The 19,681-nt window shown below is 50.2% G+C and carries 13 protein-coding genes and 1 pseudogene; 4 read left to right on the forward strand and 10 right to left on the reverse strand.

Features of this window, described 5'->3' with window-relative positions; all coding sequences use genetic code 11:
- Nucleotides 1-50 precede the first annotated feature (50 nt).
- The 4 genes from MKX70_RS31600 to MKX70_RS31615 all read right to left on the reverse strand — a co-directional run bounded on the left by MKX70_RS31600 (nt 51) and on the right by MKX70_RS31615 (nt 10,166).
- Complete coding sequence (locus MKX70_RS31600) at nt 51-5,765, reverse strand: HAMP domain-containing protein (protein WP_042233631.1); 5,715 nt, start codon at nt 5,763-5,765, stop codon at nt 51-53.
- A 17-nt stretch (nt 5,766-5,782) separates the two neighbouring features.
- A complete protein-coding gene (locus tag MKX70_RS31605) occupies nt 5,783-6,985 on the reverse strand; it encodes an ATP-binding protein (RefSeq protein ID WP_042233629.1) in 1,203 nt (400 codons plus the stop codon).
- Between the two features lie 401 nt (nt 6,986-7,386).
- Nucleotides 7,387-8,802, reverse strand: coding sequence for a PAS domain-containing sensor histidine kinase (locus MKX70_RS31610; RefSeq protein WP_081956414.1), 1,416 nt, complete (start codon nt 8,800-8,802; stop codon nt 7,387-7,389).
- A gap of 77 nt (nt 8,803-8,879) precedes the next feature.
- Nucleotides 8,880-10,166, reverse strand: a complete 1,287-nt coding sequence (locus tag MKX70_RS31615; protein ID WP_042233625.1) for a hypothetical protein — start codon at nt 10,164-10,166, stop codon at nt 8,880-8,882.
- A 398-nt stretch (nt 10,167-10,564) separates the two neighbouring features.
- Here MKX70_RS31615 and MKX70_RS31620 point away from each other — a divergent pair, with 398 nt between their 5' ends.
- Nucleotides 10,565-12,433: an ATP-dependent DNA helicase gene (locus MKX70_RS31620; RefSeq protein ID WP_231637799.1), complete on the forward strand. Its 1,869-nt coding sequence runs from the start codon at nt 10,565-10,567 to the stop codon at nt 12,431-12,433.
- A gap of 11 nt (nt 12,434-12,444) precedes the next feature.
- On the opposite strand, the gene MKX70_RS31625 is transcribed toward MKX70_RS31620, so the two are convergent.
- From MKX70_RS31625 to MKX70_RS31635, 3 genes are all read right to left on the reverse strand, one after another.
- Entirely contained in the window at nt 12,445-13,725 is a 1,281-nt protein-coding gene (locus MKX70_RS31625; RefSeq protein WP_042233621.1) for an MFS transporter, read from the reverse strand.
- A gap of 159 nt (nt 13,726-13,884) precedes the next feature.
- Nucleotides 13,885-15,291: an amino acid permease gene (locus MKX70_RS31630; RefSeq protein ID WP_340841514.1), complete on the reverse strand. Its 1,407-nt coding sequence runs from the start codon at nt 15,289-15,291 to the stop codon at nt 13,885-13,887.
- Nucleotides 15,292-15,359: 68 nt separating this feature from the next.
- Nucleotides 15,360-15,812: a MarR family winged helix-turn-helix transcriptional regulator gene (locus tag MKX70_RS31635; RefSeq protein WP_042233619.1), complete on the reverse strand. Its 453-nt coding sequence runs from the start codon at nt 15,810-15,812 to the stop codon at nt 15,360-15,362.
- 146 nt (nt 15,813-15,958) lie between these two features.
- Between MKX70_RS31635 and MKX70_RS31640 the strand changes: the two genes are divergently transcribed.
- Nucleotides 15,959-16,414, forward strand: coding sequence for a GNAT family N-acetyltransferase (locus tag MKX70_RS31640; protein ID WP_042233618.1), 456 nt, complete (start codon nt 15,959-15,961; stop codon nt 16,412-16,414).
- A 99-nt stretch (nt 16,415-16,513) separates the two neighbouring features.
- On the opposite strand, the pseudogene MKX70_RS31645 reads toward MKX70_RS31640, so the two are convergent.
- Nucleotides 16,514-16,720, reverse strand: a pseudogene (locus tag MKX70_RS31645) (transposase); the annotation flags it as partial.
- Between the two features lie 374 nt (nt 16,721-17,094).
- Entirely contained in the window at nt 17,095-18,144 is a 1,050-nt protein-coding gene (locus MKX70_RS31650; protein WP_340841515.1) for an NAD(P)-dependent alcohol dehydrogenase, read from the reverse strand.
- 120 nt (nt 18,145-18,264) lie between these two features.
- On the opposite strand from MKX70_RS31650, the gene MKX70_RS31655 reads away from it, so the two are divergent.
- Both MKX70_RS31655 and MKX70_RS31660 read left to right on the forward strand, forming a co-directional pair.
- Nucleotides 18,265-18,672 carry a MerR family transcriptional regulator gene (locus MKX70_RS31655; protein WP_340841516.1) on the forward strand — a complete coding sequence of 136 codons (408 nt, stop codon included), beginning with the start codon at nt 18,265-18,267 and terminating at the stop codon, nt 18,670-18,672.
- Nucleotides 18,673-18,801: 129 nt separating this feature from the next.
- Entirely contained in the window at nt 18,802-19,005 is a 204-nt protein-coding gene (locus MKX70_RS31660; RefSeq protein WP_340841517.1) for a hypothetical protein, read from the forward strand.
- 437 nt (nt 19,006-19,442) lie between these two features.
- Here MKX70_RS31660 and MKX70_RS31665 read toward each other — a convergent pair whose 3' ends face one another.
- Nucleotides 19,443-19,655 carry a LytR/AlgR family response regulator transcription factor gene (locus MKX70_RS31665; protein WP_340841518.1) on the reverse strand — a complete coding sequence of 71 codons (213 nt, stop codon included), beginning with the start codon at nt 19,653-19,655 and terminating at the stop codon, nt 19,443-19,445.
- Nucleotides 19,656-19,681 lie beyond the last annotated feature (26 nt).

Raw genomic sequence — 19,681 nt, forward strand, 5'->3', positions numbered from 1 at the left:
TCCAAGCAGCCTTTTTCATGGCTTTGGAATCGGCTCCTGTTTGATAAGTCTTAGTTATCGTTATCCAGCCATGTACGCATCATAGATAACAGCTGCGCACTGTTGACCGGTTTGGTAATGTAATCCGAACAGCCTGCTTCGAGGCATAGCTCCCGGTCTCCCTTCATCGCTTTCGCCGTCAGCGCAAGAATGGGGAGGTCCTTGAATTCCGGCTTGAGCCGGATGGCACGAGTCGTTTCATAGCCGTCCATCCCCGGCATCATGATATCCATCAGGACAATTTCGATGTCCGGTGTCTGTTCCAGAAGAGTGATGGCATCCTGGCCGTTCTCCGCAGGGATGACCTTCATCTGATGACGTTCCAGAATGGAAGTGAGTGCGAAGATGTTCCGGATATCATCATCCACTACAAGCACTTTTTTAGACTCAATCATTTCATCCGAGTGATGCAGCTTAACCAGCTTATCCTTTGAACCGGACGGCAGGTTCTCCGCCTTGCGGTGCAGGAAGAGGGTCGTTTCATCGATCAGCTGGAGATTCGATTTCACCTCTTTGAGCACCGCCATTTTGACCAGCTCATCCCACTCACTTTCTTCCGCCGGTGTTAGCTTCCTGCTCATGTGGACCAGGACGGGAATCCTTTTGTTCTTGGCGTTCTTGTACATATCCCGGATAAACCGGATGAGATTCATCTCCGTCAGGCCGCTGTCCAGCACCACACAATCGAATTCTTTGGTGTTGATCTGGTTCAATGCTTTGCGTGCCGTGTCCACTGCCGTGAGACTGATATCAGCGTTGCTTAACAGCTCAATGATTTGCTTGCGCTCTTCCTCATTCTGGACCGCCACCAGCAGATTTCTGGTCTTCTGATCTGCAAACTGGTTCAGACGGTCGAGCGCATTCTCCAGCTCTTCATTGGTTACCGGTTTGCGGAAGTAATCATGAGCGCCCCGCTGTAACAGCAGTACCTCATCCTCATCGACCGTCATCACACAGACCGGAATATGCCGCACCTCAATATCGTTCTTCAGCTGCTCGAGTACCAGCCAGCCGTCGGCGTCTCCGCCGAGATGCAGATCGAGTGTTATAGCAATCGGCTGGTACTTATGAACAAGCTCCAGCACATCATAGCCGCTGGATGTAATCACGGCTTTGATTCCTTTTTTGTGGAGCAGATCCAGCATAATTTCATTGAACTTCTGGTCATCCTCAATAATCAGGAAGACACGGTCTCCCGGCCCGATCTGATCCCGGTCATCAAGGAACGTGTCATCTGCCGGCTTAGCCAGAGTACTTCTGCGTTTGGATGGGGTGATATCGATCACCTCCGGAACATGTGCCTTGGGGATCTCCGGCTCGGTGAATTCCGCTTCAGTGGGCAGGTACAGATTAAAGACGCTCCCTTTGCCCGCTTCACTGTACAGGGTGATTTCTCCGCCTAGCATCTCGGCAATCTCGCGGGATATGGCAAGACCCAGGCCTGTCCCGCCGTATTCCCGGTTCGTGCTGCCATCCGCCTGCTGGAAGGCTTCGAAGATAATCTGCTGCTTTTCAGGCGGGATACCGATTCCTGTGTCGCTTACAGAGAAGCAGATCACTGTTTTGGCCCGCGTCAGCGATTCATTCTCCGGATGCCAGCCCTCGCCTGCTTTGCGGATCTGCAGCATGATCTGCCCTTGCTCCGTGAACTTGAAGGCGTTGGACAGCAGGTTCTTCAGAATTTGCTGCAGCCGCTTGAAATCCGTTGCTATTCTGGCCGGCACACCGGAATCAATGATGATCCGGTAGTCCAGCTTCTTGGCATCCACCATATGGCGGAAGGTACGGTCCAGCCCGTCTGTCAGCTCTGCCAGAGAAACCTCGCTGTAATCCGGCGTAATCGTGCCCGATTCGATTTTGGACAGATCCAGAATATCGTTGATAAGGTTAAGCAATTCAAGTCCGGAGTCCTGAATGGTCTTCGCGAACTTCACCTGAATCTCATGAAGATTCTCATCCGGGTTCTCGGCCAGCTGTTCTGCCAGGAGCAGCAAGGAATTCAGCGGGGTACGCAGCTCATGAGACATGTTGGCCAGGAACTCGGATTTGTACTTGGACGTGAGGGCAAGCTGTTCCGCTTTCTCCTCCAGGTAACGTTTGGCTACCTCTACCTCATGGTTCTTGCTCTCGACTTCCGCCTTCTGCAGCACCAGCAGCTTCGCTTTATCCTCAAGCTCGTCATTCGTACTCCGCAGCTCCATCTGCTGCTTCTGGAGCTCCTCGGTGAGCGACTGTGATTGGATCAGCAATTCCTCCGTACGCTGGTTTGCCTGCATGGTGTTGATCACAATGCCGATGGATTCGGTAAGCTGATCCAGGAAGGCAATGTCGATATCACTGTATGGACGGAAGGTAGCCAGCTCCAGAATCGCCAGCACCTGATCTTCGAATATAATCGGCAGCAAAATAATATTAAGCGGTGTGGCTTCTCCCAGTGCGGACGAGATCACTACATAATCACCCGGTACGTTGGTAAGCAGGATGCGCTGCTTCTCAATCAGGCACTGGCCGACCAGCCCTTGCCCGGCCCGGAATTCATTCGCCAGATGCTTGCGGCTCTGGTAAGCATAGCTGGCGAACAGCTTCAGAACCGCTTCACCGCCGGACGGTTCATTGATGTAGAAGACCCCATGCTGCATAGATACAAGCGGAGCCAGCTCGGACAGGATCATGCGGCTCACCGCGTACAGATCTCTTTGCCCTTGCAGCATCCTTGAGAATTTGGCCAGGTTGGTTTTGAGCCAATCCTGCTCAGTATTGATACGGGTCGTCTCCTTCAGGTTCCGGATCATTTCGTTAATATTGTCTTTGAGTGTCGCGACTTCTCCGGAGGCGGATACGTCGATGGCCCGTGACAGATCGCCATTCGTTACCGCCGTGGCAACATTCGTAATGGCTCGAACCTGCGTGGTAAGCGTACTCGCCATGTAGTTAACGTTGTCGGTCAGGTCACGCCACGTTCCTGCTGCTCCAGGCACACTGGCTTGTCCGCCCAGCTTCCCTTCGGCGCCTACCTCCCGCGCCACCGTGGTCACCTGGTCGGCGAAGGTCGCCAGCGTCTCGATCATATTATTAATGGTATCGGTCAGCTCGGCGATTTCGCCTTTGGCTTCCACGGTCAGCTTTTGCTTCAGATTACCGTTCGCAACAGCCGTCACAACCTTGGCGATCCCGCGCACCTGATCCGTCAGATTGGTCGCCATAATGTTAACGTTGTCGGTCAGATCCTTCCAGATCCCCCCGACGCCGCGCACCTGGGCTTGCCCGCCCAGCTTACCGTCTGTACCGACCTCGCGGGCCACACGGGTAACCTCGGAAGCGAATGAATTCAGCTGGTCCACCATCGTATTAATCGTATTTTTCAGCTCAAGCAGTTCGCCTTTAACGTCTACCGTAATCTTCTTGGACAGATCGCCGTTCGCTACCGCTGTCGTAACACCGGCAATGTTGCGCATCTGAATGGTCAGGTTGCTGGCCATGTAGTTGACCGTATCGGTCAGATCTTTCCAGGTACCAGAAACATCCTTAACTTCTGCCTGCGCCCCGAGCTTGCCGTCCGTGCCGACCTCGCGCGCTACACGCGTAACCTCAGAAGCGAAGATCGAGAGCTGGTCCACCATGGTGTTGATCGTATTCTTGAGCTCCAGGATTTCACCTTTGACATCTACGGTAATCTTCTTGGACAGATCCCCTTTGGCTACCGCCGTCGTAACGTCCGCAATATTCCGCACCTGGTCCGTCAGATTCCGGGCCATATTATTTACGCCTTCGGTCAAGTCTTTCCAGGTTCCGCCGACGCCCTTCACCTGCGCCTGTCCGCCCAGTTTGCCGTCTGTACCTACCTCGCGGGCCACACGCGTCACCTCAGAGGAGAACATCGAGAGCTGGTCCACCATTGTATTGATGGTATTTTTGAGCTCCAGGATTTCGCCCTGGACATCGGCAGTGATTTTCTTGGACAGATCCCCGTTCGCTACTGCCGTCGTTACAACAGCAATGTTACGCACCTGATTGGTCAAGTTCGAGGCCATATAGTTTACACTCTCGGTCAAATCCCGCCAGGTCCCGGCAACGCCTTTAACCTGGGCCTGTCCGCCCAGCATGCCCTCGGTACCGACCTCACGTGCCACACGGGTAACCTCGGAAGCGAAGGTAGAGAGCTGCTCTACCATCGTGTTAATGGTGTTCTTGAGCTCCAGGATTTCTCCGGTCGCATTTACCGTGATCTGCTTGGACAAGTCGCCCTTGGCAACCGCCGTTGTCACTTCAGCGATATTACGTACCTGATCGGTCAGGGTACCCGCCATAAAGTTCACACTGTCCGTTAAATCCTTCCAGGTGCCGGATACCCCCTTCACATCTGCCTGACCGCCGAGGATTCCTTCCGTAGAGACCTCCCGCGCTACCCGCGTCACCTCGGAGGCGAAGTTGCTGAGCTGATCCACCATAATATTGATGGTGCTCTTCAACTGGAGAATCTCGCCTTTCGCATCAACGGTTATTGTCTTCGATAAGTCGCCCTTAGCGACGGCGGTTGTTACTTCGGCAATGTTGCGCACCTGATTGGTTAAGTTCGAGGCCATGTAATTTACGCTTTCCGTCAAATCCCGCCAGGTGCCGGATACGCCTTTGACATCCGCCTGTCCGCCAAGGATCCCTTCCGTACCGACCTCACGCGCCATCCGGGTAACCTCGGAAGCGAAGGTCGACAGCTGATCCACCATCGTGTTGATGGTGTTCTTGAGCTCCAGAATTTCGCCCTGGACATCGGCAGTAATCTTCTTCGACAGATCGCCGTTTGCGACCGCTGTGGTCACAACCGCGATGTTACGCACCTGGTTGGTCAGGTTGGAGGCCATGTAGTTTACGCTTTCGGTTAGATCCCGCCATGTACCCGATACATCCTTCACGTCTGCCTGCCCGCCAAGCTTACCCTCCGTGCCAACCTCTCGTGCTACACGAGTAACCTCGGAAGAGAACATGGAGAGCTGATCCACCATGGTGTTGATCGTATTTTTGAGCTCAAGGATTTCTCCCCGTGCATTTACTGTAATTTGCTTTGACAGATCACCGTTCGCCACAGCAGTCGTTACCGCCGCAATATTACGTACCTGATCCGTGAGGTTAGTCGCCATGTAATTTACGCTGTCAGTTAAGTCTTTCCAGGTTCCCGATACCCCTTTGACATCTGCCTGGCCGCCCAGAATCCCTTCCGTGCCGACCTCGCGTGCTACCCGGGTGACCTCGGAGGCAAATGTGCTGAGCTGATTCACCATCATGTTAATATTGCTTGCCGTCCGCTGGAATTCACCAGTGAGCGGTCGTCCTTCAATCTCCAGCTCCACCTTCTGGGACAGATCGCCTTTGGCTACGGCGTTAATTACCCGGACCATCTCGCTGGTCGGCTGAATTAAGTCAATAACCATCCCGTTCAGCGAATCGGTAATGGTCTCCCAGGAGCCGCCCAGATTCTTCTGCACGAATCTGCGCGACAGATTACCTTCTTTACCGACCACTCTGGCTACTGTCTGGACTTCATTCACCAGACTTTCCTGAATATCCATGATCTCGTTGAAGGTATCCGCTACCTTACCGGCTATTCCTGTGCGGTCATAGGGCATTCTGTGGGAGAAGTTTCCTTTCTTCATCGCCATTAAGGCGTTGAGCAATTCGCCGGCATCAATCTGATCCCCGCTTATCTCTTTGCTTTGGTTCTGATCGCTCATAGTATCAACCCTGCCCCTTATGCATTATTTACTTGGAATTGTTTGACTGAAATGGTAAAAACAAAGGTGGCGCCAGGTTCAATCGACGGTTCTACCCGGATGCTGCCGCCCATTAATTCAACTAAAGATTTGCTGATCGATAATCCCAGCCCCGTGCCTCCGAACCTGCGTGTTGTAGAGGCATCCAACTGGGAGAAGGGCTGGAACAGTTCGTTTATCTTATCCGGGGGAATTCCGATCCCCGTATCTTTAATTATAAATTCAAGCGTAAGCGTATTCGCCTCTTCGGACAGCTTGTTAACCCTTATGTATATACTGCCTTCATGGGTGAATTTCACTGCATTGCCCACCAGATTATTCAATACCTGACGGAGGCGGGTCATATCTCCCATTATATAAGTCGGAACCGAAGGATCTACGGTCACAGCCATCTCCAGATTCCGTTCCCTGGTTTTGGCTGTGAACAAATCAATCGTTTCAGTCAGGCAGTCCTGAAGGGAGAACGGCGCCGCTTCCACTTCCATCTTTCCGGATTCAATTTTGGAATAATCGAGAATAGGATTGATGACCGAAAGCAGTGCATTGCTGCTCGTGTGGATAATTCCCGCCATCTCAGCATATTCTTCCGGCAAATCGGAGGTGAGCAGCAGATCAGACATGCCTATGATTCCATTCAGCGGAGTCCGAATTTCATGGCTCATCATGGCCAGAAATTCTGATTTCGCACGGGATGCGATTTCCGCCGCTTCCTTGGCCTCTCTGAGCTCCTGATTCGTTTTCTCCATCTGCTTCGCTTGTTGCTTGAGCATGTCGCTTTGGATCTGCAGGGTTTTGTTAGCTTCATACATGCTGACATACCCTTCGATTTTGGATTTGAACAGCTGCGGGACGAAGGGCTTCGTCATATAGTCCATAGCTCCGACTGAATGGCCTGCGAAGATATCCTCCATTGCATTGCTGGTCGCAGTCACAAAGATGATAGGCACGTAATTGTTTTTCTCCCGGGTCCGGATGAGGCGTGCCGTCTCCAGCCCGTCCATTCCCGGCATTTGCACATCCATGACGATGACGGCAAATTCTTCTTCCAATAAACAGCGCAAAGCCTCTACCCCGGAATATGCCCGAAATAGATGGTAGGGTTCTCCGCTTAGAAGGGCCTCAATGGCAAGCAAGTTTTCGGGGTGATCGTCTACGAGAAGGATGTTGACTGGGAAATCCATGAGGACCCTCACTTTCCGACTTGTGGCTTGCTGACGTTTATATTTCGAAAATATAGCTTATATACCCCTAATTTCAAATAACGAAACTCGACTTTCCCCAGCCTTTGTCGCCGGTCACATGTATGTTTCCCGGCGTTTTGTCTAATCAATCTATATTTCCAGAAAAGAAGGGACTTTTTTTGAATATATCTTTGGAGGAGCCAGATCTTTGACCGGATCGTCAACGTCGGAATACTTGAACATGTCAGCCGGGTTAATCCCGGTGTAACTTCCGGCTCAAAGATCTAGAGAATCTCCGTCAGTTTGGAATCACCAAAGGTGTCAGTAAAATCAAAAGAGCAGTGAGGTCTATTTCCTGACCTCCTGCTCTTAGGGGATGCTATGTATGTACACTCTAATCATTAAAGCACAGGCAGAATAATCTCAACTATCGTCCCTGCCGGCAGGTTCGTCAAGAATTGGAGAGTCCCCTTGTGATTATGTATGATTTTCTTGCTGATCATAACACCAAGCCCATTGCCTCCCGGTTTGGTCGTAAAGAACGGCGAACCGATCTGGCTAATAAGCTCTGCCGGTATGCCTGGCCCATTATCCGTGATGCGAATAACTCCTATATTCCCCTCACGGCTCAGCTCTACGGTAATTTCTGCTCCGTGCGGACTTGCTTCTATCGCATTTTTCAGCATATTGATAAAGACCTGCTTCAGCTTGTTGTCCGCACATCTAAGAAGCAGTCTGTCGAGGTCCGTGTGCATAATAATTTCGTTGTCTGTCAAATGCGCCTGGGCATTCAGCAGTACGACTACTTGGCTTAACAGCTGGACCAGATTACAGTCTGACATTTCTGACGGCATCTCCTTGCCCAGGAGCAGCAGTTCGCTGATAATAGAATTAATCCTGTCCACTTCAGATAAAATTATCTCGTGCAGCTCCTTATTCATCTTAGACTGGGAATAGAGCAGTTGGACGAACCCCCGGATACTGGTCAGCGGATTGCGGATTTCATGTGCAATGCCTGCTGACAACTCACCTATCATGGACAAGCTCTCGTTATACCTCAGGAACTCTTCGGTTTTCTTTCGCTCTGTCATGTCACGGGTAATCGAAATTACCATTTCCCGGCCATTCAGCTTAAACGGCTTTGCACTGATCTCCACCGGGATCTCCTTGCCGTCTTTCGTTACCTGAACCCATTCGACGAACATCCCTTCTCCGCTAAGAATACACCCAAACGTCTTGTCCACCTCAGGCACCAGCACCTCCGCAGCGATGGAATAAGGAGTCTTGTCCAGCAGTTCGCGGCGTGTATAGCCCAGCATCCGGCAGGCTGCTTCATTCACATCCAGGAACTTCGAGGGTTTGCCCCCCTCATCCTGTTCATAAATGAAGATAGGATCATTCGCTTCATTAAAAAGTTTATAATATTTCAGCTCTGAGAATTTGATCTCCGTTACATCCCGCAGCACACATACATAAGCCGTAATGCGCCCTTCCAGATCTTTTACAGGAGAGATGGTTATTTTGACACTGATCAGCTCACCGTTCCGTTTAATCCGAAAGGTGTCGAGGGCAAACAGCCGCTGCCCCTGGTCAATGAAAACATACATCTGTGCAAGCTCGTTCCTAAGCACCATAGGGACATGCGGGAAATCGTACTGGTTCAGCTCCTCCATTGTCCAGCCGTATAGCTCGACGAAGTTTGAATTGGCGTAACTCACCTTTTTATCAGTGCCTAGAATGTAAATCGGATCCGGACTGTGTTCGGCAAAGGAATACAGCGAATAATGCATCTTGTGATGAACGGAAAAACAACTCATATAGCAGCTCCCGCGGCCAGTTTATTTTCCATCCATGGTAACATGTTGTCTGGAACTTATCTGTGACAAAAGCAGGCCTATGTCTGCTGATAATTCACAGCTGTGATCAGGCAATCCCTGCACAGAAATGCATAATAGATTCCCTCGCTGTCCTCTGCTTGTTCCATATCCATCTGCGCGATAAATTCCATGGTCTCCGAGCAGCATGGGCATGCGGGATATTCCGCATCCTGAATCCAGGTCGGATGTCCCCCGATTTGTGATGCCGGCGCCTCAAGCATCCAATGTGCATTTTCATAGCTGCCTGCCGGCTGTTCCGACAGCTGCATACAATGCCATGCCGGTTCTTCCAACTCGCTTTCGTTATCAGGCAAGTAGTCAGGAACAGTATTATATTCGCTCCATGCATAGCCGCCATCCAGATCCACTTTCATAAACACGGTGCCGTAACAATTACAGTGCAAACAGGCGGCAATTCTCAAATATCGGCCGGAGAGCTCCATAAACTGGACTAATGAATTGTGCAAGTCGTAATCAAAAATAACTGTCAACTTACTTCTGCACCATGGGCAGGAATAGGCTCCTGTCTGTAAAGTCTTCACCGCTGAAAGATCCCGGGATACTCCCTTATTGTCTTCCCCGCACACTTTAAAAAGGTAACTTTCCGGGTGAAACAACAGCCTCTTTCTGCCTCCGGCATCTAATTCCCAGCCCGCTTCGTGAGCATAGGCTTCCGGAGACTGGTATAACTCTGAGGCCCACTCCGGCGGCGACTGCCTCCATTTCGCAAACAGCCGGGCCACCTCTTCATCGCCAATCCAGGCCAGCGCCAGCAGCAAGTGATTACGATTTACCGGATCGCGTTCCACTTGATCCATGAGCTGATCACGTATAACGGCTCCTGCGTCCTTATAGAGAATTGCAGGATAATACTTGCCTTTGCGAAAAAACACCTCAAGCCCCCGCCCAATCCGGGTGTCTGTATAACAGGTAAGCGACAATAGAATGGTTTCCGCCTGGTCAAAATCCTCTTCCTCCATTAAGGTAACCGCGTAAGCCACCAGACGCTCCCGTCCGCTTTCCGTCAGCTGATGATAGAGCTCCTTCGCGGTCTTGGGATAGGGTACTTCTTGGATAAGAGGGTTGTATTTCCGCGGCTGGTGCATGATTTTAAGAATTTCAACCAAATCCCCTACACCGGCATACAAATTAACCTCTTTGCGGTTTTGCTCAATATATGCCTTCTCCGCAAGCGTAAGCTTCCTCTGATGACAAGGCATGCAGATTCCACCTGTTTTATGCGCCGTTGCAGGAAGAATGGTCGCCTCACAGCCCGGAGTCTGACAGGGCAGACGCTCACTCATTGTATCTCTCCTGTTCTGTATAAGTCCGCAGACTTAGATTCTTGTCCCATTATATGTTAATACCCGAAATATAATCGCCCTTCAAGTGTGCAAAACATCTACTTCTTGTAGTGTATCTGAAAAGGTTAAAGGTGTCCAAAATCCATTAAATTACATTCTAACCCTTGACTGTTAGCGCTTCATCTATGATAATAACAACCTCACCCAAATAGATACGGGACAGGCACATCATTGATTATAGAAAAGGGGCGGTCGTTATCAGCTGGTTAAATGATCTCTATAAATTACAGAAGCGGGAGCTGAAAAAGGACATCGAACCCGCTCTGGTCAATGCCATCTTCCGGATGTATGACCGGTTTCCCCGGATCGGCCTCACAGAGAGGCTCGGCCAGCAGGATATGTCTCTGGATATCGCGGATGCTTATGTACATAGCCGCAATGCGATGATTGAGGCCGGAGTCGGCATCGGCAAGTCTTTCGCCTACCTTATACCCGGCCTGCTCATTAACCAGATCTCCCGGCAGCCGGTCGTTATTGCCACCTCCTCCATCCAGCTCTCCGAACAGATCCATAAAGATCTGCGGTTCATCGGCAGCCGGCTCGGGTTCACTTCGGTCCGCTCCGTAGTAGGGAAAGGGATGGGGCAATATGCCTGCCGGTATAGGGCTGCTGAACTATACAAGCCGGATGCTGCCGCTTCCCCCCTGTCTGCGCTTGCCGAACGTATTGTGAATTACGGGATCGATGAGCGGGCAGATATTGAGGGCGGTGTTAGCGACGCGGTGTGGTCCGGTGTTTGTGTGAATGATTGCAAATTTGAGCAATGCCATTACCGTAGCACCTGTTCGTTCTACGAGATGAGGGCCAAAATTAATGCCGGCCCCGGCGACATGGATTTCATTATCGTTAATCAGGACCTGCTTATCCGTGACCTGATTAAGAAGAAGGAAGGAACCAAGGGCTTAATTACGGAACGGCCGGCGCTGATCATAATAGATGAAGCGCATAATCTCGAAGCAAAGGTCAGAGATGCAAGAACGCTCGAATTCACCTTCCGGGGAACCTGCCGCATACTGGAGGACGCCCTACAGATTCTTTTCAGGCAATCCGCAGATAAGGGGCTAATGGCACAGTATAAATTCATAAAAAGATGCGCCGGAGATATTTTCAGACAGGTAGAGGCGGATCTGCTGCACACAGCCAAGCAGGACAATGACCGGATCAAAGTATCGGAGATTACAGGAGTCCCGCTGCAGCGGGGAATTCAGGTATTGAAAGAGTTCAGTCTCAGCCTGTCCGTCTTCACTTCCCGGCGTGAGCGGGAGATTGACAATGCTTTTGAAGCCATAAACGGACTTATCGACCTCTTTGCTGTACTCGCCGGAGCGGAGGACAACTATCTGATCTGGGCAAGCCATACGCGGGGGGAGAGCACGGTCAGTATCTGTCCCAAAGGTATAAGCCAGTTCCTGAAACACAGCTTGTTTAACGGGAAGACCTCTGTCATCTTAACGTCAGCAACCCTGTGCCAGTCCGGAGATACGCTGGAGGAACAATACGCTTATCTGACAGAGTCTCTCGGATACCGGGGAGATTATATGGAGCGCCAGGCTTCACCATTTGATTACGATAACCACACCCTGATGTACATTGCCAGGAACGTTCCCTACTATAACCACAACAACCGGGAAGCCTATCTGGAAGCAGCGTACAAGGAGATGCTGAGACTCTGTAATTTGACGGACGGGCGGACACTGGTGCTTTTTTCGGCAAAAGAGGATATGAAGTACATTCATAAGAAGCTAAGCGCCGAGAAGCTTAATTGGGCGCTGCATGTGCAGAGGGAAGGCTCGTCCCAGGACGGGATAATCGCTGAATTCCGGGCCAGTAAAGGCGTTTTGCTGAGTACGGGGGTATTCTGGGAGGGCGTAAATATCGCAGGCTCCGATTTATCGCAGTTAATTGTGGTCAGGCTCCCCTTCCCGGTTCCTGCCGATCCGGTCTATGAATATAAGGCCTCCTTGGCCGGGGACCCCTTGAAAGACGTATTCGTCCCGGACATGCTGCTCCGGTTGAGACAGGGCACCGGGCGTCTGATCCGCAGTGAAACGGACCTGGGTGTGCTCAGTATCCTCGATTCCCGTCTGTCCGCTGCAGCCCATAAGGACTACCGGGATAAGGTGCTGGGAGCTTTACCCTTCAAGCGTGTTACCGAGGATTTCAGGGTGCTGGAGAAGTTTGTACAGGAGAAATTTGATAAAATTTGATATCAACCGCTCTAACGGACACGCTGGCGCATCGGATTTCCTTTTTTAAGCTTCATGCTGGTTTGCTTCAAATTGTTCTCGCCTCCAGCCTCCCCTTTGCTTGGAGTAACAGCGAAAAAGGACAACAGTCCGCCAGCTGCCCCTACGGCTGCCATAGTGCCAAATAAGACCCAATGCCCCCGGTTCATTAGAAGGGACACGACCGGCGGGCCCAGCGCAACCCCGATAAACCTCATGCTGCTGTATAAGGAAGTGATTGTTCCACGGTTCTCTTTGTCTATTCCCTCCGTAATCAGCGCATCCATGCAGGGCAGAACCACACCAATCCCAACTCCGCTTAAACTTAAGAAGCCTACCATGAAATATATATTCTGGCTAAAGCCTGTGATCAGCATGGCTGTAGTAAGCACCGCCATACCTCCGAAACCGATCCATTTCATTAACAGCTTATTTTTGCCGATGATTTTGCCGCTTCCGTAGGAGGCCAGACACAGAAGTGCAAGGGGGATGGCCAGTACAAACCCCTTGGAGGCCCCATGCAGGTTATACTCCGACTCCAGCGTCTCCGATAAATAGAATAGCACGCCGAAGGTTGCGAACATACAGATTCCGCCTATCGCAAATATGGCATACAGCCAGCGGCCCCTTTCATGCAGGATTTCTTTGATGCCGGTTAAGAATTGCCCAATGCTTTTCTTTTCGGCCTTCTCCTCCGACTTGGGTTTCTTCACCAGAAATACAACAAGCGCAAAGGAAATCATACACAGGACTGGAATCGCGATGAAGGGTGCATACCATAGCAATGTCCCGAGATAAGCACCAAGGATTGGACTTAATACTTTACCGAAGGTGTTGGAGGTCTCAATGATTCCCAATCCTTTACTAACCTCTTTCTCATCCTTGAACAGATCGCCTACAAAGGGAAGGACGATCGGAAAGGCTCCTGCGGCTCCAACCCCCTGGACTAAACGCCCTCCGAGGATGACCCAGTAAGCAGTGACTCCGGTTAAGAACCAGGCAGCGGCAACACAAATAGCTCCGCCTATGGCTGCAAGGAAAAGACTGGGTAAGATAACGATTTTTCGCCCATAGCGATCCGATAAGTAACCGGCAACCGGAATCATCAAGATCGCAATCAGGCCATACACCGTGATGATCATACTGACCTGAAAAGCAGTGATACCAAGCTTTTTGGAGATCTGCGGCAGAATAGGCAACAGCATGGAATTGCCAAGTGTCATGATTAACGGAATGGAAGCAAGTGCAATTAATGCTCCTTTTGAACCTTTCATGGCGAACCACCTTCTTTGTAATCACATCCTGCTTATTGTGGTTCCTACGGCATTATTTAATACACCTAAGTTTAAAGCACACTCCACATATATAAAAGGCCCGCGAGCTTTCGCGGGCCTTCTTGGTGGCTGTCCTTTATCCATCTTTACCGTTTATAATTAAATCTTGTTTTTGCGCAGCCTGATCCCTGTGATCCGGAACTCAGGACCGCCCTGCAGAGAATGGGATTCACGGGTACCGCCTTTTTTGCCGCGAAAGTGTTGAACCATCCAGTCACTCAGCGCAATCAGTGAAACAATCAGCAGACTGATGTAGAAGCCCGGGCGGCTGAGCGTATGAAACAGTGTCCCTGCTACAGCAGCCGCAATCAGCACCAGGCCTGTCCAGCGTTTCACACCGCTGAGAAAACTGGGCTTAAGCAGCCGGCCGGCTGAGAGCAAGATAAAGGACCAGTTATACAGGATCATGAGGCCCGCAGCCGTGGTAATGTATTCATATACTTTTCCCGGCAGCCACAATGACATCATGATAGCGCCTATCAGACCGGCAGCAATCAGACATAGGGCATAGAACGGATATTTATCCTTCCATTTCTTCGAGAATAACTTCGGTGCATCGCCTTCCTGCGCAAGAGTGATCATCATCGAGGTAATGGCATACAGCGAGGCTGTCATCGTAGAGAATCCGGCAATGATCAGCACCCCGTTAAACAAATGCGGCACAAAGGCCAGATGATCACTGCGGAGTGCGAGAACAAAAGGACTTTCTTTCGGGTTGAAGGCGCTTAACGGCACCATGATCACCGCAAGTCCAATCGACAGGACATACACCCCAGCCAGACCGAGCAGCATGACCTTCCCCGCTTTTGGAGCCTCCTCAGGCTTCTTGAGCCTGTAGGACATAATCCCCAGCACCTCAATGCCGCCGTAAGCATAAAAAGCAAAAATAAAGGCAGACCAAAGTCCGATGCCCCCTGACGGAAACAATGCCTTATACCCAAGGGGTACCTTCGGTGTGAACTTCCCGCCGCCGATCCAGCCTGCCAGAAGCGCAGCAGCAATCACAAGAAACATTAGAATCGCCGCCACTTTGATGACAGCCAGTATATTTTCAACCCGGTCAAATCCCTTATTCCCAAAAAACACAATCAACAGGCTCACTGCGGCAAACCCGGCAGCAAAAACCCACATCGGTACGGCCGGAAACCAAAAACGCGAAAAGATGGATAACGCTGTGAGTTGGCTTCCCATAATCAGCAGCTCCGAGAACCAATATACCCAGCCGCTTCCGAACCCTGCCCATCCGCCGAAGGCTTTCTTGGCATAGGACCGGAAGGAGCCCTGCTCCGGATGTTCCGCCGTCATCCTTGCCAGCGCATCAAATACAACGTAGGTTCCGCCAGCCGCTAAAATGTAGGCCAGCAGCACAGCAGGACCGCCAATGGAGATGGCCAGTCCCGAGCCCAAAAAGTATCCGGTTCCTATAGTCCCTGCTATGCCCAATAAACTAAGCTGCCACCATTTAAGCTTCTTGTCTTCTCCGGTTTTACTGAAAGTTTGATTCATGAATTCTGTCCTCATCCTGATTAGAATTTGAGAGTTCTCATCTCTACAATTCCCCTCGGGCGGATAAATTAGTACTCTCTTTTATTCCCCTTCTTCACATACTCCCATTCGACCTCAATATTTTTCCGGACTCTCTGCAGAAGCTGATACAATAGTTCTGATTCTTGTCCGGAGAATCCGGCTAAGGCTACCCTGTCTGTATGATCCCCTTCTCTCTTCAGAAAAGAGTAAGCCTGTTCACCTTTTTCAGTTGTAAACAGTCTGTTTATTTTTTTGTTTGATTCATCATCCTTCTTCTCAATGAAGCCTTGGACTTCAAGCTTCTGCACTGCACGTGCGGCAGTTGTCCGGTCTACCTTGATCATTTCGGACAGCTTCTCCTGAATAATTCCCGGGTTCTCATAGATACGGATGAGATATAAATACTGCCCCTTAGTAAGATTTAATTCCTTGAATTCTATATTACTTATAGAATCCAGTGCCCTCGCAATCATTCCAACCTCACGAAGTATCTCTTTCACTTCATCACCTGTCCGTCCAATAATGTTGTATTTACAACAATAATGAATCTATATATACTAATGAATATCGTTATTTCATTATGGCGTTTTTGGCACAAAAAACAAATGCAGAATGAATCGTCATCTTACATTTAGGAGTGAATAACATGGAGATCAGAATCGATAATTTGACTGGAACTGAAATCATAGCATTGATCAGCGAGCATTTACAGAGCATGTTTGAGCAATCCCCGCCGGAAAGTGTACATGCACTGGATTTGGACAAATTACGGACACCGGAAATCACCTTCTGGAGTGTCTGGGAACACAGCGAATTGTTAGGTTGCGGGGCGCTTAAAGACCTTGGGGACCATCATGGTGAAATCAAATCCATGCGGACTTCTGCCAGGCACCTCAGAAAGGGTGTCGCCTCTGCAATGCTTGCCCACATCCTTAAGGAAGCTAGAGCGCAGGGCTATGCGCGGCTGAGTCTGGAAACCGGATCGACGGAAGGCTTCGAGGCGGCCCGGAAATTATACGAGCGATTCGGATTTGAGACCTGCAGCCCGTTTGCGGATTACATTGAAGATCCTTACAGTGTGTTTATGACCAAGACATTGTGAGACAACAAATTGAAGTCAGATAGACGATGGAGCCCGTGAGAACGCTGCGCGAACGGACCGTTGTTGTATTCAATGGGACAGTGGTGCCGAAATTGACAGATTCGCGTTGGCCTCGATCTTGGTGCCGTCCACAAAGTAATGCTCCAGGGAAACGTATTTTTCGTCAGCCAGAAACTGAAGCACGGCGGTAAATACGCTTTCAAGGACGTCCTTCATCCGCTGAGAACGAAAGCGGCTAAGCGTGCGGAAATCCGGGCGTTGTCGTCCCGCCAGCCACATGAAGGGAATGTGTTCACGGAGCGTCCTCACCGAGCTCAAGTGTCTATCCAACTCCAAAAGAAGGGGGTGTCCCAGCCATTTCATGGCTTATGGGACACCCCCTTTTAACGCTGCAATTGGTTCATTCCGTTATTTGGATTCAGTTGATAAACAAAGTGTTATCAAAGAAATAATAAAGGTTTCCCTTATCATCATAGAATAGGTTGGTCGCACCAGCTAAATCAATGGATTTGACCTTTTGGAAGGTGGTAAGATCACTATAGGTAAATATTATGACAGTTAGTATGAACGAATACTGCTGCTTAAACTCGCAAAAAAAGCGGCCGCCCCTTGCTCAGCAAGGATGCAGCCGCCATATTAATTAAAGCAGAAAAGATACATATTATTAAACAATACGCCCCTTATTCCTTACCCATCGTGCTGATATCAATGACAAACCGGTAACGGACATCAGAAGCGAGTACTCGCTCCCAGGCTTCATCAATCTGGTCGGCAGAGATTACCTCGATCTCAGAGGCAATGTTATGTTCAGCGCAGAAATCAAGCATCTCCTGCGTCTCACGGATTCCGCCAATCATCGATCCGGCAAATGAACGGCGGTGGGCGATCAGCGAGAATGCATTAACAGCCAGCGGATCAGCAGGCGCACCGACATTGACTAAGGTACCATCCAGCGCCAGGAGCGATAGATAAGCATCGATATTAATCTGCGCGCTTACCGTATTTATGATCAGGTCGAACGAACCGGCAAGCCGCTTGAATGTCTCCGCATCGCTAGTCGCATAATAATGATCCGCCCCTAGTTGCAAACCGTCTTCCTTCTTCTTCAGTGACTGTGACAGAACCGTAACCTCAGCCCCCATGGAATGAGCGATCTTCACAGCCATGTGTCCAAGTCCGCCAAGACCTACTACAGCTACATTTTTGCCTGGAGCGGCTCCCCAATGACGAAGCGGTGAATATGTTGTGATTCCGGCGCATAATAGCGGGGCAGCGGCGTCAAGCGGTATAGCGTCTGGAATCCGGACCACAAAGTCTTCTGTCACCACAATATGGGTGGAATACCCGCCCTGTGTATAGTGACCGTACCGGTCGGTAGCTCCATAGGTACCCGTATTTCCATGTAGGCAATATTGCTCCTCGCCTTTATGGCAATTACTGCACTCTCCACAGGAGTCAACCATACAACCTACTCCAACCCGGTCACCAACGGAATACTTTGTAACTCCGGAACCGACCTGGCTGACAATCCCGGCAATCTCATGGCCCGGAACGAGCGGATACTTGACTGGCCCCCACTCCCCGCGGGCGGTATGAATGTCCGAGTGGCAGATCCCGGCGAATTTAATCTCAATCAGAACATCCTGCGGCTGAAGCTCCCGGCGCTCAATGGTCGTTAGCTTGAACGGGCCTTCCTGGCTGAATGTAGCGCGTGCATTAACTTGTATCATGGTGTAACCTCTCTTCTTGTTCATAGTAGAATCCATAAGCCCAACTTTACAAACCATATGATATTACTTAAAGTTAACTCTAAGTCAAGCACAAAATATAATTGAGACTGGAGATTCGTGATGAAGACATACTCTATAACTGAGGCTGCAGAACATTTTAATATGACACCCCATACTCTGCGTTACTATGACAAGGAAGGTCTGATGCCCTTTATCGAAAGGACCTCCAGCGGAAGACGTGTGTTCAAGGAAGCGGATATGGAAGCTCTACAAATAATTGAATGCCTGAAATCATCAGGGATGCCGATTAAGGAAATCAAACATTTCATTGAGTGGTGCTCTGAGGGAGATTCCACCCTGCAGCAGAGATATGACATGTTCCTGGAGCGGAAAGCCTCCGTAGAAGCACAGATGGAGGAGCTGAAGAAAACGATGGAAGTCATCGAACATAAATGCTCTTATTATAAGACTGCCTTAGACAGCGGTACGGAAGATATTCATAAATCCAAGAAGGTGACAAGCTTTTAACGGGAGGATGTGAATCGGGAAAAGCAGGATTTGGTGGTTCACCCCGCCGGGCGGCGGTTATCGTTACATAGAACGACTTTTATTGACGCATTCTATCACAGACGCTGCATACAAAAAGGAGATGGACAGATGAAGGACAATAAGGAAGCTCCGCTTGACGGGCGCAGCCCGGGCGTTCACCCTATACCTGAAGCCGATTCAAGCCTGAACGAAGAAAAAGGGGCCTCTGGCAAGCTGGACGAAATTGTGGGTGCTCTGATGGGTGATGATCCGGAGGTGTCGGCTCCCGGTATTGCACCGGATCACAAGGAGAAGCGGGAACCCAAGGGCTGAGTATACGACAAAAGGGTAGCCGGGCTTGCAATATTTTGCAGAGTCCGGGCTACCCTTGTTTAAGGTTAACTCAGCGAAATGGAATCTTCCTTTTGTGATTTTCTGCACTTGCACTATTTTAAAATACCGTACGTTATATTGGGAAATATGAAAACAGCCTTGCAGCAGGAAGTCGGCGTTGAACCGCCCGCTTTTCTTGATGGAGAGTCCGCTTTCCAGCAAAGTTTTTTCCATCCGGAATACAGTCGTATGTAAATTCTGCTCTGCCTTATGGGGATCATGCTCCGGCCATAAGCTCTCACAAATGACCCATTTGGACACATTCGTATCATCCCTGTGAATGAGCAGAAAAGCCAGCAGCTCCTCCGCCTTAGCGGTCGGAAAGTCTACCGGCCCGGTTCCACTTGAATGGTGAACATGAAAATGTCCGAAACATTCTATATGCGGAGTGGAGCGGCCAATTCCAGCCCGTTCATTCCGGGCATATCAATATCCAGAAAGACTGCATCAGGTCTTGAACAGGTGAAGTCATGTAATAGGTCTGTATATTTGGTAAACGCCCCAACCACTTCGACATCGTCAGGGCACTCCAGGATTTGTACAAGCCGCTGGACCGCCAGCCGTTCATCGTCAACAATTGCAACTCTCATGAATGATCCTTCCCTCTTCTAAAAGC

Origin of the sequence: Paenibacillus sp. FSL R7-0312, from assembly GCF_038004445.1 — a bacterium.
Classification (GTDB): domain Bacteria; phylum Bacillota; class Bacilli; order Paenibacillales; family Paenibacillaceae; genus Paenibacillus_AQ.

Excerpts from the sequence above, each read along its gene's own strand:
- MKX70_RS31625 (WP_042233621.1), bottom strand. The coding sequence starts at position 13,725 with ATGAAAGGTTCAAAAGGAGCATTAATTGCACTTGCTTCCATTCCGTTA.
- MKX70_RS31610 (WP_081956414.1), bottom strand. The coding sequence starts at position 8,802 with ATGAGTTGTTTTTCCGTTCATCACAAGATGCATTATTCGCTGTATTCC.
- MKX70_RS31660 (WP_340841517.1), top strand. The coding sequence starts at position 18,802 with ATGAAGGACAATAAGGAAGCTCCGCTTGACGGGCGCAGCCCGGGCGTT.
- MKX70_RS31600 (WP_042233631.1), bottom strand. The coding sequence starts at position 5,765 with ATGAGCGATCAGAACCAAAGCAAAGAGATAAGCGGGGATCAGATTGAT.
- MKX70_RS31615 (WP_042233625.1), bottom strand. The coding sequence starts at position 10,166 with ATGAGTGAGCGTCTGCCCTGTCAGACTCCGGGCTGTGAGGCGACCATT.
- MKX70_RS31605 (WP_042233629.1), bottom strand. The coding sequence starts at position 6,985 with ATGGATTTCCCAGTCAACATCCTTCTCGTAGACGATCACCCCGAAAAC.
- MKX70_RS31665 (WP_340841518.1), bottom strand. The coding sequence starts at position 19,655 with ATGAGAGTTGCAATTGTTGACGATGAACGGCTGGCGGTCCAGCGGCTT.
- MKX70_RS31650 (WP_340841515.1), bottom strand. The coding sequence starts at position 18,144 with ATGATACAAGTTAATGCACGCGCTACATTCAGCCAGGAAGGCCCGTTC.
- MKX70_RS31655 (WP_340841516.1), top strand. The coding sequence starts at position 18,265 with ATGAAGACATACTCTATAACTGAGGCTGCAGAACATTTTAATATGACA.
- MKX70_RS31640 (WP_042233618.1), top strand. The coding sequence starts at position 15,959 with ATGGAGATCAGAATCGATAATTTGACTGGAACTGAAATCATAGCATTG.
- MKX70_RS31630 (WP_340841514.1), bottom strand. The coding sequence starts at position 15,291 with ATGAATCAAACTTTCAGTAAAACCGGAGAAGACAAGAAGCTTAAATGG.
- MKX70_RS31620 (WP_231637799.1), top strand. The coding sequence starts at position 10,565 with ATGTCTCTGGATATCGCGGATGCTTATGTACATAGCCGCAATGCGATG.